Below are 16,958 nucleotides of genomic sequence, written 5' to 3'. Positions count from 1 at the left end.
AATTTAATAGTGAATTATTTATCTAAAGTTTTTAGCGGAATTGTCGTGTCCGAAATCGTTTTGTCCTTATTGTCTTTTACCAAAACATGAATTTCATTTAAATTTGAAATACCATTTAGTTCAGAAACAAGATTCACAAAACCTTTAATTTCTGCAGTTCCTCCAGAAAACTCACCAGAGAATGTTTTTGTGCCAGCTGTAATAGTGTAAAGTAATTTGTTTACACCTGGTTCGTTATTTTTTCTAGACATTCCAAGAAAATCTTTTTGACTTATCTGTAATGGGAAAAAGTTGAAACTCGGCGGCGGCGGCGGAATAAATTCTCCAGCATAAATAATTTGGTCGCCAGAATTTGTTGTCCAGTCTTTTGCTACCATTAGGAAAGTAATATTTTCCATAACAAAACCTGGCTCTGTATTGTAATATTGCTGCGGAATCAAATCCATTCTGTAAAAACCATTTCCAAGATCTTTCAATTTTGTTTTTTCAGACACATCTGGAAGCCATGCTTGATACTCCTGCAAAACTGCCCAGTTGTTTAAACCACTATGAAAATGAACGCTTTCAACACCTGCAAAACCATCTTTCAAATTAGAATTGAATAAAATACTAACTGGTTTATCAATTAAAGGTTTTGTTGGGTATGATCTGATTACCTCATTTGCAGTATAAAATGACGTAAAATCTGTATACGGCATATTGGCAACCTCACTTTGTTTAGATCCGTTTTTGTTTTTTAAACGAAACCAAAAGCCCGCACTTGCTGCAATTTCTGCAGGAGTTTTAGAAAAATAAACTGTTGGAGTTAAAGTAAAACTCCAAACTTTGTTTCCTTCATATTTAAGTTTGGCAAATTCAGAAGAGTTCTCCCAATTTCCAGCATCTGGTTCAGATGGCGACCAAATCCAGATGTATAAATTTTCGTTTTCTGCAAATGTTGTTCCTGATAAATCAAAATACCAGGTCACTTGTTCATCATATTTGTATACAACAGGATAAGATGACATTGGCCCTACAGCTCCAGCAGCCTCTTGTGCCTGAATAAAATTAGGAGCCATCAACAAGGCAAGTAAAATTGTATATATAAACTTTTTCATATTACTTTTTAATTAATAGCATTTAATTTAAATACATAAGACACAAAATCTACTCCGTCTGAAGAATGCGTTAACTGAATCTGCATTTCGTCATTTTTTCCTGGAACAGAAATCAATCGAAGTTCATCTGTTTTTTGAGTTTTTTGTGCATCACTATACAAGTAGATTCTTGTTGCACCAGAATTAGTCGGCTGAAAAGCTGAGCTTAGCGCCCAGTAACCCTTTGGAGCAAATAATGGAGGGACATTTCCAGTTACTTCATAAGTTGTTGGCTGGTTTTTTTCGTCTACGCTGAAGTTGATTTTAAAATCTTCGTAGTTGAAATAGGTACTCAAGTTTTCTTCATTTGGTTCGATCTTATTTGCTTTCGCAACTTCATCAACCATTTTCAGATTTGCCAATTGCCAATTCCCATTTACTTTCTCATAAATGGTAATCGGATCTACGTAGCTTCCATCTTCTGTGTTGTCGCAGCTAAGCGCAAAAAAACACATTATAAAAGCTAACCAATAAAGACTTTTACATTTCATAAATTTTGGTTTTTGTTAGTTTGTTACCCCCTTCAAAAGGATACAGCGAAACTAGAAGTTAAATAAATCTTAAAAAAAATATCTGAGAAAAATCAAGATAAAATCTGAGCATTTTAAAACACAACTAATTAAATATCAATTATTTATATTTATTTTTACATTTAAAAAATCAAGAAGTTGTTTAGATCAAAATCGGTGGTTTTTTAATGGTAAAAATGACAATATCTAAAATAATCACTATATTTTTTTCACTATGCATATATATAACTAGTTTTTATTGTATAATTGCAAATAATTTATTCGTTTTTAACATTTACAGCTTATTTTTATTCCAAAAACCACCTTCTAAAGCGATGTTATTAAACAATTTACAAGATTCTAAAAATTAGTTTTCGTCTAATCCCAAACTTATTTTTTAATTTTAAAACGAATTAACTAAAATATCTAACAACTACTTTTTACCCTAACCAAAACCAAATCATGCGAAGAATATTGATACTGCTTTTCTTCATTGGAAGTTTTTCTCTGACTGCAAAAGAGACAAATCCTTACTTAGAAGAATTAGATCAGGTTCTCTTGAAAAAAGATGTTTACCTGAAACAGAAATATCGAAAAATTGAAGCTTTAAAGAAAAACGTTTCAAAGTTTACGCTTAATCAAAACAATGAAGAGCTGTACAATTGTTATATGTCATTATTTGAAGAATACAAATCTTTTAAATACGACTCTGCTTATTATTATCTGGAGCAATCTAAAATCAAAGCTAAAATTTTAAAAGATCCCAAGTTTTTGTCTAAAAGCCGAATTAAAGAAGGTTTTGTTTTACTGTCTTCTGGACTTTTTAAAGAAGCAATTGATACTTTGAATGTTATTGATGATACTAAACTTGATCTTAAAAATAAATTTGAATATTATAACATTAAAGCCCGAGCCTATTATGATTTAGCCGACTACAACCGTGATCAGCGCTTTAATATTCATTATGTGCAGCAGGGAAATCATTTCTTAAAAAAGGCATTGGCTTTAATTGGTACAAATACTAATGAATATTGGGCCGCAGAAAGCCTGAAACGTTTAAAACAGCAAGATTGGCGCGGTGCAGAATTTGCCTTTAGTTATTGGATCAACAATTATAATCTGCCTCCGGATTATTACGGAATTGCAACTTCGAGTCTAGGATATATTTATTCGGAAAGAGGTTATACTAAAAAGGCTATTCAATATCTGGCGCTTGCCGCAATTGCCGATGTCAAAAATGCAACAAAAGAAACGGTTGCGCTTCGAAATTTGGCCAACGAACTTTTTAAAATGGGATATTTGGATAAAGCCAACGAATACATCAATATTGCGATGGATGACGCTACTTTTTATAACGCCAGACATCGAAAAATTGAGATTTCATCTATTCTGCCAATTATAGAAAAGGCACAATTGAATAATGTAAAAGACAAAAATGATAAACTGGAAAAAATCATTATTCTATTGACTATTCTTACGGTTATTATTTTTCTGTTTTTAGGGATTATTTTCAAGCAGTTGAAGGAAAAAAATAAAGCTAGAAAAATTATGGCTTCTTCTTATCTGCAATTACAAGAAATGAATGTGAGTTTAAGCGAGGCAAATGCTATAAAAGAAGAATATATTACGTATTTCATCAAAGCAACTTCGGCTTTCATCAATAAAATAGATCATATTCAGAAAAGCACGCTTCATAAAATTATCACCAAAAAAACAGATGAAGTTATTGCCAGTTTAAAGCGCTATAACGTAAAGGAAGAAAGAGAAAATCTATTTCATCAATTTGATGAGATTTTCTTGAGATTGTTTCCCACTTTTGTGACCGAATTCAATAAACTGTTCCCAAACGATCATAAATGCATTGTAAAAAAAGGCGAACTTTTGAATACCGAACTGCGAATTTTTGCTTTATACAGATTAGGAATTCAGGACAGTAGTCAAATGGCAGAATTCTTAGAACTTTCTGTGGCTACAATTTACACCTACAAAACCAGAATTAAAAGTAAATCTGATTTTAAAGATACTTTTGAACAAAAAATTATGGAGATTAAAACTATTTAAAGGTGCTGAGGTTCTGAGACACTAAGGTTCTGAGCTTCTAAGTTTTTGAGATCTTCTAAAAGCTTCGGAGAAGCTAAATATTTATAGAAATATAGGTAATACCTCAAGAAAAAAGCTCCAGCGGAGCGACATATTATTAGTATTTTAATTTATATGTCGCTCCTATGGAGCTTTTTGTATAACAAACATTTTTCTATAAATAATTCGTCCCGCTGGGACTTCTCATAAAAAGAGCAATTTCCCTTATATTTTTTTTTCTGATAAAACATGTCGTACGCATTACATCCCAAAAAATTCTTGAATTGCTTCGTCTATTCGTTATCCTTCGAGTCGTGGCTATCTTTTATTATTCGGAAGTCTCCAATTGCAAAATTGTATTTTGATAGAGTTTACTCAAAGAAAATAACTGCTCAACAAAAATCATTACTGCAATAGGCACGAAGAAAAACATGATCAAATCTTCTTCGTATAAAAAATAAGTTGTAATTAATAAAATACGGGCATATTCTAAATAATATATCCATTTTCTCTGTTCTAATAAAGCCCCGCAATTGATTAAGGTAATAATAATAAAAGAAAGTACAAACAGTTTATCGTAGATTTCTAAATAATCAAAATAATACGTAAAAACGGTTAAAACCAGCGTACAGATTCCCAATTGTATATAAAGGTAATTTTTAAATCGAAGTCTTTGATGCGGATTACTTTTATCCTGTAGAAAACGTTTTTCGAGAATGGGGCGAATATCTTGGTCCATATGGGCTGGACTTCCAAAAACCGCCTTCCATTTCGCTTTGAATCCGCTGGAGCGTTTCCATAATTCGTAAATTTCAAAGTAATAATGAAAGTGCTGCCACAAGAAACTATAGCTTTTGAGCGGATGCGTTAATCCATATTTTGGTTTTTCTTCTTCGGTTTGAAAAGTTCCAAAAAGGCGATCCCAAAAAGTAAACATATCTCCGTAATTTTTATCCAGATATTTTTCGTCAGATGCATGATGAACGCCATGAACAGAAGGTGTTACAAAAACATATTCCAGCCATTTTATTTTACCAATAAGCTGTGTATGTGTAAAAAAAGAATATGCTCCGTGGACAATTAGCATCGTGATTACCATTGCAGGATGAAAACCAATTAATGGCAGCACACACCAAAATCCCGTTCGTATTATTGCCTGAAAAGTTGTAATTCTGGCCGCAGCGGTAAAATTAAATTCTTCGCTGTGATGATGCACAATATGCGCCGCCCAGAAAAAATTGACTTCATGTCCTAATCGGTGGTACCAATACCAAACGAAATCGGTGGCAAGAATGAGGGCAAACCAAACCAAAGCGTTGCTCGGAATATCAAATATTCTATAATTGTCATAGATTAAATAATACAACTGATAAAAACTGGCGGCAATAAATAAGTTAATCAACCGCTCTGCAATACCAATGCTAATATTAGAAACTGAGCTTTCATAGTTAAAAATTTCAGGCCTTTTTCTGCGTTGAGCAAGCTTATATTCTAAAAACAAAAAAAGAAAAAAGGCTGGCATAGCAAAAGCTAGAAAATTGATATTTTTCATTTGTATGATATTTTTCGATTCTAAAAATTGTATTTAATAGCACAAACGAAAAAGACACTCCCGTTAATTACCTTTTTAGGGAGACTAAAAATGTAATCAACGAAAATGATCTTTACGAAGTAAACCTGATTTAATTTTGTTTATACTGAGGCGCTTCTAAAGCAACTTCTTTTACCGATTGTGTTTCGGCTACTTTTTTCAAAGCAATAATATAAGCAGCAATACGAGGCGTTACATCATGTTTTACTGCAACTCTAAAAACAGTATCAAAACCTTTTTCTAATATATCCTCCAGACGTTTGTTAATCTGGTGAATTCTCCAAGACTCCAAAAGCGAATTTTGAAGCCATTCGAAATAAGAAACCGTAACACCGCCGGCATTGGCTAAAATATCAGGAACAACTAATATATTTTTATCATGGAGAATTTGATCTGCATCAGAAGAAACGGGTCCATTGGCACCTTCAACAATAATTCTTGCCTGAACATCACCAGCATTTTTCTGGGTAATAACATCTTCCTTAGCTGCAGGAATCAATACATCAACATCTAAAAGCAATAAATCTTCGTGTTTTATGGCAACCGAATTTGGATAACCTTTTATTGTTTTATTATTCAAATTATAATACAAAATCAGTTCTGGAATATTGATTCCGTCTGGATTATGCAAAGCTTCTGAAACATCACTTACGGCAACGATTTTTATTCCTTTTTCATATAAAAATAAAGCCGAATGCAGTCCGACATTTCCAAAACCTTGAATAGCTGCAGTAGCTCTTGCAGGTCTGATTTTTAATTTTTGAAGTGCCAGAAGACTTATAATACTTACGCCTCTTCCAGTAGCTTCTACTCTGCCTAAAGATCCTCCAGAATGAAGATGTTTTCCTGTAACTACGGCATGAATTGGTCTGCCGTGCACTATCGAAAATTCATCCATCAGCCAGCCCATTTCGTCTGGACCAGTTCCCATGTCTGGAGCTGGAACATCTTTTTCTGGTCCAAAAATATCCGCTAAAGCTTTTGTGTAAGCTCTTGTAATTTTTTCTAATTCTGCCTTAGAATGTTTTATAGGATCGCAAATAATGCCGCCTTTAGCGCCGCCAAACGGAATTCCGGTTACAGCAGATTTCCAGGTCATCCAGGCGGCAAGTGCTTTTACTTCATCGAGATTAACAGCGGTATCATATCGAATGCCTCCTTTTGAAGGTCCTAAAGCTGTATTGTGGATCACTCGGTAACCTTCAAAATTTTGAACGTCTCCGTTATCTAAGACAATAGAAAAGTTGACAGTGATTTGTTTTTCTGGTCGTTGCAGTTTTTGTCGAATAGAATCATCTAATTTTAAAATATCTGCAGCAATATTAAAGCGATCAATCATCGATTGAAAGGGATTATGTTTTATAATTTCTGAACTCATAATATATAGTTTTTAGTTTTGGGTTACTTTTTAAGTTATATCTTCTTCAAGAAGATTTTTATCTGCTTTATTCCTTCTGCTACATGCAACACGGAATTTTTATTAAACAGCAGCGCATCAAAATATTTATATTTCTATTGGTTCTCATATTTCATTTTTTAAATAATTCAAAAAAAAGCCTTTCATGGTGCAATGAAAGGCTAAAAAAAAAATAACTAACAAGTACTTTCTCTATTAACGCCATTTCAAAACGCGGTTCATCATGCAGCACATCGCAAAGCTGCATGGAAAAAACGTTTTCATATTTCGGCTATAGTTTTTCATTGTTGAAGCAAATCTACAAAAATATATTTATAAATTCTATAGAATTAGTCGAGTTTATTTTCAATCAATTGAAAACATAACATTAAATCAACTGTAAATTAAAGGATTAACACCTAAAAAAATTTACTGCAATTGTGAAATAAATATAAAAACGATAGCAATTAAAGCCAGAAACAAGCCAAAAATATTGGTTTTAGACAGCTTTTCTTTAAAGAAATAAGCGCCAATTATAGTTCCAAGAATAATAACCCCCATATTCATTCCTGCAAAAACCGTCGACGGATTTTCGGCAAATGCTTTATGAGCTTTTAAGTAGAATAAAATATTTCCGAAATTAAAAACTCCAACCAGCATTCCGAAAGGAATATTTTTAAGTTCTAATTTTTCTTTTGAAAAGATTACTTTATAAAGCACGACAAACACCGAAACAGCAAACGAAATTAGAAAAACCAAAAACAAAGATGTTGTATAAGGAACTGCCGTATACAAAGCAATTTTCTTAAAAAGTATATCTACAAGTCCAAAACCGAATAATACCAATGCTGGATAAATCCATTTGTTGTCATTATTGTCAGACTGTTTTCTAAGAATAAATAAAAGTGCAGCAAAACCAATTAAAACACCAATAACTTTATAAGTGTTAAATGACTCATTAAACAAAAGCCAGGCTGCTAAAATGGGAATAAAAAGTGATAATCGCTGGGCGGCATCTGTTTTTGCAATTCCCATAAATCGAATGGAAATTGCCAAAAATAAAAACACAATTGGAAGTAAAATTCCGACTGCTGTATAAATTCCTAAAGGTGCATTATTATCTAATGTTTGAAGGTCTGGGCCAAAAGTAAAATAGCAGAGAGTAATGGCTGTTATATAATTGAATGAAATGATCTGAGAGGGATTTGCATTGTATTTTCTTGAAATTTTGAATACAACACCCACAATAACGCTGCATAAAATGCTTAAAATAAGGAATAACATAGATTTATATTTGGATTGTAAAAGTAATCTATTCCAAAATAAAAAGGTCCAACCGGTTTTAAAAAACCGATTAGACCAGATAGAATTTCAAAGAAAAAATCTTTTTAAAATTTGCTGATATAACTCCCGTAAATATCTCTAAACTGATTTCCTTTTGCAAATCTGTCTTTGCTTAATTTTCTATATTCAACCAATCCCCACAAAACAAATTCTTTCATAAAGTATTGATCTTCTTTTGCCAATTGAGGCTGGTATTTTTTTAATAATTCATCTAATGGAGTGACTTCATCCAGAATACTTTTATACTCAGCGTCTGAAGCATCGTCTAATAATTCGAAACCACTTTCGGCAAAAAACCATTCTACGACGTCAGAATATGGCGTTTTTTCGTCTGGTTTTTCTAATTTTTCAATTTTAGGAAAATATTCTGGAAACAAAGTTCTGATCGCTGAACCAATAAGACTTTCGGCTACAACATCTGCTCCCTCCTGCTCGCCTTCGTAAACCAATTCTACTTTTCCTGTAATCGCTGGAATGATTCCGATAAAATCAGATAAACGCAGTGTTGTTTTATCAACTCCAGAAATCAATGCACGACGTTCTGCGGTGCTTATTAAATTTTCAAAAGCCGTTATACTCATTCTGGCACTTACTCCGCTTTTATTATCTATGAATTCGCTTTCTCGGGCTTCAAAACTTATTTGTTCTAAAATATCTCTGGCTAAACTCGGTACATAAACAATATCCGTTTGGTTTTGATCCAATTTAGATTCCTGTTCTGTAATAGTTCTTGCAATAGCAATATTCTCAGGATAGTGCGTTAAAATCTGAGATCCAATTCTGTCTTTTAAAGGTGTTACTATACTTCCTCTATTGGTATAATCTTCTGGATTTGCCGTGAAAACAAACTGCATATCCAGAGGCATCCTAACTTTAAAACCTCTAATTTGTATGTCGCCTTCTTGAAGGATATTGAATAAAGCAACTTGAATTCTTGCCTGTAAATCGGGTAATTCGTTGATTACAAAAATACAGCGGTTCGCTCTCGGAATCATTCCGAAGTGAATTACGCGGTCGTCTGCATAAGACAATTTTAAATTTGCCGCCTTTATTGGATCTACGTCTCCAATTAAATCGGCAACGGTTACGTCTGGAGTTGCTAACTTTTCGAAGAAACGATCACTTCTATGCAGCCAAGAAATTGGTGTGTCTTCTCCTTTTTCTTCAATTAAATCTTTAGCAAAACGAGAAATCGGATTTAACGGATCGTCATTAATTTCTGAACCCGATACAAACGGAATATATTCATCTAATAATTCGATCATTTTACGTGCCAAACGAGTTTTTGCCTGTCCGCGAAGTCCGAGTAAATTAATATTATGGCGTGATAAAATTGCGCGCTCTAATTCTGGAATTACAGTATTTTCAAAACCATGAACGCCTTCAAAAACAGGTTTTCCAGATTTTATTTTTTCACGAAGATTATTTCGCAATTCATCTTTAATGCTTGTACTTTTATATCCAGCGGCTTTTAATTGACCTAAAGTCTTTATATTATTTATTTCCATTTTATTGAAATATAGATTGTTTATTATTGATTTGGTGAGCGTTATATTTTTTTTGTCAAAGAAACCTTTGAACCTACATAGACGCACTGCTGTGCGTCTCTACAGAAAAAAACTTTGAACCTTTGTTCCTCTGAACCTTTGCCCCTTTATTTAATTCTTTTCTTCCTATTCGTTTCATAATCTTCAAAAATCATTTCACCCAAACCTTTCAGCCCGGTATAAAATGCTTTTCCCTGATTTGCTTCTGTAAACTGATTTACAAAACGCTGTAAATACGGATCTTTGGCAATCATAAAAGTCGTGATCGGAATATGCAGTTTTCTTGCCTGCTGCGCCTGCGTGTAGCATTTATCCACAATATATTCGTCAAGACCATTACTATTCATGTAATACGAACCATCGCGCTCGCGAACACAGCTTGGTTTTCCATCGGTAATCATGAAAATCTGCTTGTTGGTATTTCGTTTTCTGCGAAGGATGTCCATTGCCAGCTGCAAACCTGCAACTGTATTGGTGTGATAAGGTCCAACTTGCAAATACGGTAAATCTTTAATTGGAATCGTCCAGGCATCATTTCCAAAAACTAAAATATCGAGTGTATCTTTTGGATATCTTGTCGTAATTAATTCAGCAAGAGCCATGGCCACTTTTTTCGCAGGCGTAATTCGGTCTTCGCCGTATAAAATCATGCTGTGACTGATATCGATCATCAAAACTGTACTCATCTGTGCTTTGTACTGCGTTTCTTCGACAACCAAATCATTTTCGGTGAGCATAAAACTTTCCACCCCATTATTGATCTGTGCATTTCGAAGACTTTCGGTCAAAGAAATTCTTTCTAAACCATCTCCAAAATTAAACTCACGGAATTCTCCTGTGTGTTCATCTCCATTTCCGGCATGTTTCGTTTTATGATTACCGCTTCCTGAACGCTTCAAATTACCAAAAATCTGATCTAAAGCCTGTTGTCTAATGGCTCTTTCGGTTTTTGCAGTTATTCCTAATCCAGGACTTCCATCGTCTTTAACTTCATCTCTGATGTATCCTCTTTTCTTAAGATCCTCGATAAAATCGTCGATAGTATAATTTTCGTCGGTAAGTTTGTATTCATTGTCCAGTTCCCGAAGCCAGTTTATAGCTTCGTCAAAATCGCCGGAAGTATGGGTGATCAACTCTTTAAAAATAGTAAAAAGTTTGTCAAACGGAGACTGAAAAGGAGCTTCGTAAGTCTTAAAGTAAAAGCCTTTTTTAAATTCGTTTTTCATAAATCTAAAATTACGTCTTTTTAGAATTATGAAAAACGAATCGTTTATTAATTTTTAGTTAAAATATTTAATCAAAAACTACAATTAACAATGTTAGATGTATTAATTATTCAAACTTTCCGTCTACGTAGTACCAAGATCCATTTTCGAACTTAAAAGTAGAAAACTCATAATGTACTTGTGGTTTATTATTTGAATCTAAAAAGTATGCTTTGAATTCAACTGTGTTTTCTGTAAAACTCAAAATTTCTAGTTTCTGCCATTTATTAGAAACTGCCCATCTCAAAATTTCAGGTTTTGAATAATATTTTCTTTCTGAACTATAAGTTGTTTCTAAAAGATAATCTGCATTATGAGAAGCGTATGCCGAATATCTCGAACGCATTAATGCCAATGCAGATGGAGCTTTTTGACTAGTATCTAAATACAATCCGCAGCAGTTTTCAAACAATAAACCGGTATCGCAGAAGCATATTTTATTCTCCATCGACTGGTTCTTCTCCATTAATTTTTACATGAAGCTGATTCAACAAAACCTGATAACGAGTGATTTCTCTTACTTCCTCATCTTCTTCAGCAAAATCAATCATTTCATCTAGTGTTTCGCTTACTTCCAATAATTTATTGTTTGCTTCTCTATCATTTTTTGCAGCGATCAAATCGATAATTTCTTGTACGCTCGCTTTTAAGGTTTCGAATTTACTATTCATATATTTTTTTGTTTTTATTTTGTTTCAAGTTTCAGGTTTCATGTTCCAAACGTTAACTTGAAACCTGAAACCTGAAATTTAAAAACTTATTTACTCTTCGTTTTTACTTTCGTTAAATTTCTTTACAATTTCCTTTAGCTTTTCTTTACGAGCTATTTCGGCTTGCTTTGCTTTTGCTTGGGCTTTGTGCAATTTATCATTGTGTTTCTTGATATTGCGTTCGTTATTGCGTCCCATTATATTTCTCTTTTAATTTGTTCCAACGTTTTCTCCGTAAAAATTAATTCGTTGATAATCTGTTTTCGCAATTCATCAATATCATCATAATCAAAATGCTTTGCCCAAGAAGTTAATTGCTGCAAATTTCTTATTTGTTTCAATCTTTTGGTCGTTTCAAAACTTGTTCGCAGCACTGCTTTACCATCATATTCTAGGTTCTGTTTATGCTCATAATTGGCAAGATTCTTTTCGAAATCGGCTTTTATGTAATACAGTTTTTCTTCGGCATTATCTGGGTAAAATTCTTCCCATTTAGCAAAACCAATCTTAGTTTTCGATTCTGTTTCAGGTTCTCTGGCTATTAGACGCCATTTACTGTTTGCCAATCTTCCCCAATGATTGGAAACGCGGTACATTCCCGCTTCTGTATAATAATAGGAACTTCCTGCTTTACTTTCAAATTGCTTTTTTAAACCTTCAATTTCATTTGGAAGCACTTCCTTAAAGGCACAAAATGTATTTTTAAAAGAATTAGGATGTGGCTTAAAGTTTTTCTGCATGCTGCAAATATACTCAGATTGTATGGAACTCCCTAAAACAAACATTAATTGCTTACCTTTGCTTCGTAATTTCAAAATAAAAAAAGATGTCTAAAGATTCACAACAAAAAATGCCGCAAAAAGGAGTTTTTACAGGTATTATAGAAAAAGATGAAAACAATAATTATTTCTGCGGCGAATATCTTTTAGATTATAAAATGGTTCAATCAAACTTTAATGTAGGCGATTGGATTACTATAAAGTCAATTATCGAAAATCCAAGCGATATCAGCTACAATAAATATCCCAAAAAATCAAGAAACTTCGATAAGGCTAATCATAAGCCGGAATAGTTCTTTTGTTTCAGGTTTCAGGTTTCAGGTTTCAGGTTGGAACGTTTAATTTTTAACGCAGAGAACGCAAAGTTTTTTTTTTATCTAAAGGAACGTTTATAAACACAGAGTTCGCAAAGCTTTTTTTATGCAAGGCATTGCGAACTTTGCTTTTGTAAATAATGTTTAAATAAAAATCTTAGCGTTCTTTGCGTAATTCTTGGTGAACTTTGTGTTTAAAAAATCTTAGCTTCCTTTGCGGTTAAATAAACTTATAGTTACTTTTCTCAATATTTTGTACATCAAAACTAAAAAGTTAAAAAAAAGTGTACCTTTGCAAAAAATTTGTCGATTTGAACTAATTAATATCGATTTCAAACTAATAGACAAGTAGTTACCTTTTATTTATGAAAAAAATAGTTGAATACCGCAAGTTACTAAACGTAGAAAAAACTGCAGAGTTAAAAGAGTTAAAAACAATTTATCGTAATGCAATGAAAGAAGCGCATCCTGATAAATTTCAAGGAGATGACGCTGGTCTAAAAGCTGCTGAAGAAAAAAGTAAAACTATCATCGAAGCTTACCACTTTTTAGTAAGCATTCACCCTGATACTATTAAACTTAATTTACCTGAGTACACAGAAACAATTTCAACTTGTACAATTACAGATTATAAATTTGTTGAAGGTCGTTTAATCATTGACTTTTCTAACGGAAGCGTTTACGAATACATTAGTGTTCCTAAAGCAACTTACGTTAAAATGGTAAATGCTGATTCTCCTGGAAGATTTGCAAAAAGACATATCTTAAACTCTTTTACTTGGAGAAAGAAAACAAATCAAGAATAGTTTTTAAACACTATATTTACAAAAAAGCGCTCTATTAAACGAGCGCTTTTTTTATGTCAAAAAATTAAAAATTTGATTATTAAGATTTAAAATTAGTTTCTAGTTAAGAGTTTTAAATCAAATTAAGCCAACAAACACACTGATTCAATGGGTTTTAAGACTAAAAAAACTATAACAAAATTTTAGGTTACAAAATTCTGTATGTTTTATAATTTTAGATACTTTTGTTGCACAAATCAATTAACTAATTAATTTTTTATAATGAAAAAAATACTTTTTGTACTTACAGCTTCTGCAGCTATCATTTCTTGCAGCAAAGTTAAAGATGGAGAATACCTTATTACAGGTACAGCTACGGGGATTGAAAACGGGAAAACTATTATTTTACAAGGTGCAGATCCTGCTACAAGAATGCCAGTTTCTCTTGATACAGTAAAAGTTGAAAATGGAAAATTTGAAATAAAAGGAAAAGTAACTGAACCAGCTTTCCATACTTTGATTTTACAAGGAGCTAATGGTCCTATTCCATTGATTCTTGAATCAGGTGAAATTAAAGTTACAATTGATAAAGACAGCATCCAAAAATCTAAAGTTTCTGGAACTTACAATAATGATGAGTATGTATCTTTCATTGAAGATATTACAAAAACTCAAAAAAGCTTAATTGATTTTCAGAAAAAGAATAATCAAAAAATGCAGCAAGCACAGCAAGCTCAAGATACAGCAGTTATCAACAGCTTGATGAAACAATACATGGAAATCCAGAAAGAAGTTGGAGAAAACAGCAAAAAGAAATATTATACTTATGCTGAAACTCATCCAAAATCATATATCTCAGCTATTCTTATTCAAAATTTATTGAATGATCCAACAGCTGATACTAAAAAATTAGAAAGCCTTTACAATTCTTTAGATGAGTCTTTGAAAAATACTACTCCTGGAAAAGAAATCAAAACTAGATTTGGCCAAGCAAAAATGCCATCTGTTGGAGCTACAGCTGCACCAGTGGGCAGTGCTAAATGAAGAGCAGATTTTTCGGCTCCTAATCCAGAAGGAAAAGTAGTTTCACTGAAACAAAGTTTAGGTAAAGTAACAATCGTAGATTTCTGGGCTTCATGGTGTGGACCATGCAGACAAGAAAATCCTAATGTTGTAGCAATGTATAAAAAATTGCACCCAAAAGGATTAAATATTATTGGAGTGTCTTTAGATAAAGATGCTGCAAAATGGAAAGAAGCGATTGCAAAAGATGGCTTAACTTGGACACACGTTTCAAACCTAAAATTTTGGGACGAGCCAATTGCAAAACAATATAATGTTGAATCTATTCCTGCAACTTTTATTCTTGATGCCTCAGGAAAAGTGGTTGCTCAAGACTTAAGAGGTCCAGAATTGGAAGCAAAAATTGTAGAGCTTTTAGCTAAATAATAGCATTTTCAGAATAAATAAAAAATCTCCCTCGTGGAGATTTTTTTGTTTTATACCCAATATTGAAAACTCATTAAAAATAGCAACAGTTTTAATTAATCAGCCCTTAGAAAACGATCTGCATATTAAATATGTTTGTGTTTTTTTTAAAAGTCAACACTAATAAACAAAACAGAATTTTTGATCAACTTTACTCTTGATTTATGAGGAAAATCAGTAATTATAAATTTAAATCTATGCTGTAAAACATAAAAAAACGGCAATCACACATTAAGAATAATCCTATTTTATTGAATAAATAAAAAAAAAGTCCCAATTAAGCTTTTTTTATTTTATTCACTTCCAATGAATTAAAAAATAACTTTAAAATAACTTAAAATTAAGTGCTTTTTTTGTTTGCAAATGTAGAAAACGTTGCTATCTTTGCAACCGCTTAGAACAACAAAGCACAACAATACAAAGCTGAGGGGAGATACTCAAGCGGCCAACGAGGGCAGACTGTAAATCTGCTGTGTGAACTTCGCAGGTTCGAATCCTGCTCTCCCCACCAAAAGGCCGAAAAGCCGGAAAACTTAAAGTTTTCAATATTTTCAAAAAGCCTTAAAAATGTCTCAAAGCCAGTAAATCCGATGATTTACTGGCTTTTTTGCTTTATGGCCTGTTTTCAATATTTATAAATGCTCACAAAATTAAAGGTGCAGAACCGGTGCACTTTCCGGCTGGAGTTGATACCTTTTTTGCGACTAAAAGCTTAGGCAGTATTTATCTGAAGTGCTAAAAATAAGGATGTAAACCCTAAATGGGAGTTGATACCTTTTTTGCAGAAGACATTCTGCACTCGAAAACTTAACGATCGAAGAGTTTCAGAATCAGCAGGCAATTAAATAATAGCTTTTCTTATGATGATAGAGTTAAACTGGGTGCACAGTCGATGCATTTAGATTTAACAAGAACTTATAATACTGTATTAAAACAATTTGAAGGCTCAAGTTCGAAACATTACTGACATACTACTGTCTTATATATTACTTGTTGTTCAACCGATGCCAGAAATTGATTTATTTCGTATTCATAATATTGATTTACGAACATAATAATCATTTCAAATCGTCACGCTCAAAAATGACTATTAAGATACAGATGTACAATAATTTAGAAGAACTTATTTTCTTTTTTAGTGGACACCAGTGTAATAATGTATATATTTATAGAATTGAAAACCCAAAAAAATCTATCCATAACTAAAATACTTATGAGATTAAAACTAGTTGGTAAAAAAGAACTCACCTACATACTATTCCTTTGTATTACTGTGAATTATGGCCAAAATGGAACAATTGAAAAAAATAAAACTACACAAACCACTAAATCCAAACTAGAGACATTAGCTGCAATTGAAAAAGTCTGTCAAACCATAATAGACGATAATTACGCTAATCCGAATAGTACTTCTTTAACTCAAAGTACTTCCACAGATAAAAATTTGCTTGATGTATTCAGTGATATTTCAGTTGAACTTCAAAAAAACAAAAATAGTACTACCGAAAATCTGGGATCGGAAACTAAAGTAAATAGTGAACCGTCATTTAACGAAGTGTATCCAAAGGAAAAATATGAAGCTTTGATAGCTCATGGAAATGTTTTTGTCAAAAAATCTGAATTGCTTTCTCAATCGTTGCAAAAGAAAGCAACCGAACTTGACGCTGCTGCTAAAGCAAATAATATTGAAGAAGTCAAAAGGATTTACACTAAAATGGGATTGGCATTTAATGTTATGGGTACTAAGCTTGATAGCGCAATACTGGAATTGAGAAGAACACAACCGTATATAGTTGAAACCTATACAAAAATAACGGCTGTTGGCAACGAAACAGATGCTTTAAAAAAAGTAGAAACTACCGTTGATGCCACAAGCAGTATGGTTGGAATCCTATATTATTTGTCGGCTATTAAAAATTGCAATACTGTTGTCTCTAAAATTCAAGAACATTTGGCACAATTATCTAAAGTGTCAGGCACCCAAAAAGGTTGATTTGTATAGCGGTCCATATAAA

At 32.7% G+C, this 16,958-nt stretch carries 16 protein-coding genes, 1 tRNA gene and 1 pseudogene; 7 read left to right on the top strand and 11 right to left on the bottom strand.

All coding sequences use genetic code 11. The annotated features are described in order from the left end of the window. Positions 1-14 precede the first annotated feature (14 nt). Together EDB96_RS15795 and EDB96_RS15790 are read right to left on the bottom strand one after the other, a co-directional pair. Positions 15-1,097 carry a hypothetical protein gene (locus tag EDB96_RS15795; RefSeq protein WP_134141857.1) on the bottom strand — a complete coding sequence of 361 codons (1,083 nt, stop codon included), beginning with the start codon at positions 1,095-1,097 and terminating at the stop codon, positions 15-17. 8 nt (positions 1,098-1,105) lie between these two features. Next, positions 1,106-1,627 (bottom strand): DUF5004 domain-containing protein, encoded by a 522-nt coding sequence (locus EDB96_RS15790; protein WP_057116251.1) that lies wholly within the window; start codon positions 1,625-1,627, stop codon positions 1,106-1,108. Between the two features lie 480 nt (positions 1,628-2,107). Here EDB96_RS15790 and EDB96_RS15785 point away from each other — a divergent pair, with 480 nt between their 5' ends. Further along, positions 2,108-3,706, top strand: a complete 1,599-nt coding sequence (locus tag EDB96_RS15785) for a DUF6377 domain-containing protein (protein WP_057116252.1) — start codon at positions 2,108-2,110, stop codon at positions 3,704-3,706. Between the two features lie 346 nt (positions 3,707-4,052). Here the strand turns inward: EDB96_RS15785 and EDB96_RS15780 are convergent, their stop codons facing one another. The 9 genes from EDB96_RS15780 to EDB96_RS15745 all read right to left on the bottom strand — a co-directional run bounded on the left by EDB96_RS15780 (position 4,053) and on the right by EDB96_RS15745 (position 12,317). Further along, positions 4,053-5,276: a sterol desaturase family protein gene (locus EDB96_RS15780; protein WP_134141855.1), complete on the bottom strand. Its 1,224-nt coding sequence runs from the start codon at positions 5,274-5,276 to the stop codon at positions 4,053-4,055. A gap of 130 nt (positions 5,277-5,406) precedes the next feature. Beyond that, on the bottom strand, positions 5,407-6,693 hold the full coding sequence (locus EDB96_RS15775; protein WP_208326201.1) for a Glu/Leu/Phe/Val family dehydrogenase: 1,287 nt from the start codon (positions 6,691-6,693) through the stop codon (positions 5,407-5,409). Positions 6,694-7,140: 447 nt separating this feature from the next. Beyond that, positions 7,141-7,995: a DMT family transporter gene (locus EDB96_RS15770; protein WP_134141854.1), complete on the bottom strand. Its 855-nt coding sequence runs from the start codon at positions 7,993-7,995 to the stop codon at positions 7,141-7,143. A gap of 104 nt (positions 7,996-8,099) precedes the next feature. Then, positions 8,100-9,563 carry an AAA family ATPase gene (locus EDB96_RS15765; protein WP_134141852.1) on the bottom strand — a complete coding sequence of 488 codons (1,464 nt, stop codon included), beginning with the start codon at positions 9,561-9,563 and terminating at the stop codon, positions 8,100-8,102. 146 nt (positions 9,564-9,709) lie between these two features. Continuing rightward, positions 9,710-10,828 (bottom strand): vWA domain-containing protein, encoded by a 1,119-nt coding sequence (locus EDB96_RS15760; RefSeq protein WP_134141851.1) that lies wholly within the window; start codon positions 10,826-10,828, stop codon positions 9,710-9,712. Positions 10,829-10,934: 106 nt separating this feature from the next. After that, complete coding sequence (locus EDB96_RS15755; protein ID WP_243839360.1) at positions 10,935-11,333, bottom strand: YchJ family protein; 399 nt, start codon at positions 11,331-11,333, stop codon at positions 10,935-10,937. After that, positions 11,305-11,538 (bottom strand): hypothetical protein, encoded by a 234-nt coding sequence (locus tag EDB96_RS15750; protein ID WP_057116258.1) that lies wholly within the window; start codon positions 11,536-11,538, stop codon positions 11,305-11,307. The genes EDB96_RS15755 and EDB96_RS15750 overlap by 29 nt, the downstream gene beginning before the upstream one ends. A gap of 90 nt (positions 11,539-11,628) precedes the next feature. After that, a complete protein-coding gene (locus EDB96_RS21085) occupies positions 11,629-11,775 on the bottom strand; it encodes a hypothetical protein (RefSeq protein ID WP_095931643.1) in 147 nt (48 codons plus the stop codon). After that, entirely contained in the window at positions 11,775-12,317 is a 543-nt protein-coding gene (locus EDB96_RS15745) for a hypothetical protein (RefSeq protein WP_134141850.1), read from the bottom strand. The genes EDB96_RS21085 and EDB96_RS15745 overlap by 1 nt, the downstream gene beginning before the upstream one ends. 86 nt (positions 12,318-12,403) lie before the next feature. Here EDB96_RS15745 and EDB96_RS15740 point away from each other — a divergent pair, with 86 nt between their 5' ends. The 6 genes and pseudogenes from EDB96_RS15740 (at position 12,404) to EDB96_RS15715 (ending at position 16,936) form a co-directional block, all read left to right on the top strand. Beyond that, positions 12,404-12,649 (top strand): hypothetical protein, encoded by a 246-nt coding sequence (locus EDB96_RS15740; protein WP_057116260.1) that lies wholly within the window; start codon positions 12,404-12,406, stop codon positions 12,647-12,649. Between the two features lie 386 nt (positions 12,650-13,035). Continuing rightward, complete coding sequence (locus EDB96_RS15735) at positions 13,036-13,476, top strand: KTSC domain-containing protein (RefSeq protein ID WP_057116261.1); 441 nt, start codon at positions 13,036-13,038, stop codon at positions 13,474-13,476. 261 nt (positions 13,477-13,737) lie between these two features. Next, entirely contained in the window at positions 13,738-14,499 is a 762-nt protein-coding gene (locus tag EDB96_RS15730; RefSeq protein WP_134141848.1) for a DUF4369 domain-containing protein, read from the top strand. A gap of 18 nt (positions 14,500-14,517) precedes the next feature. Next, positions 14,518-14,904, top strand: a pseudogene (locus EDB96_RS15725) (TlpA family protein disulfide reductase); the annotation flags it as partial. Between the two features lie 466 nt (positions 14,905-15,370). Next, positions 15,371-15,454, top strand: a tRNA-Tyr gene (locus EDB96_RS15720). Between the two features lie 702 nt (positions 15,455-16,156). Continuing rightward, positions 16,157-16,936, top strand: coding sequence for a hypothetical protein (locus EDB96_RS15715; RefSeq protein ID WP_134141845.1), 780 nt, complete (start codon positions 16,157-16,159; stop codon positions 16,934-16,936). Positions 16,937-16,958 lie beyond the last annotated feature (22 nt).

It is taken from the genome of Flavobacterium sp. S87F.05.LMB.W.Kidney.N (assembly GCF_004366435.1).
In the GTDB taxonomy this organism is placed as follows: domain Bacteria; phylum Bacteroidota; class Bacteroidia; order Flavobacteriales; family Flavobacteriaceae; genus Flavobacterium.
The sequence above is the reverse complement of the archived record's forward strand: the minus strand, read 5'-3'. Positions and strand labels throughout refer to the sequence as shown.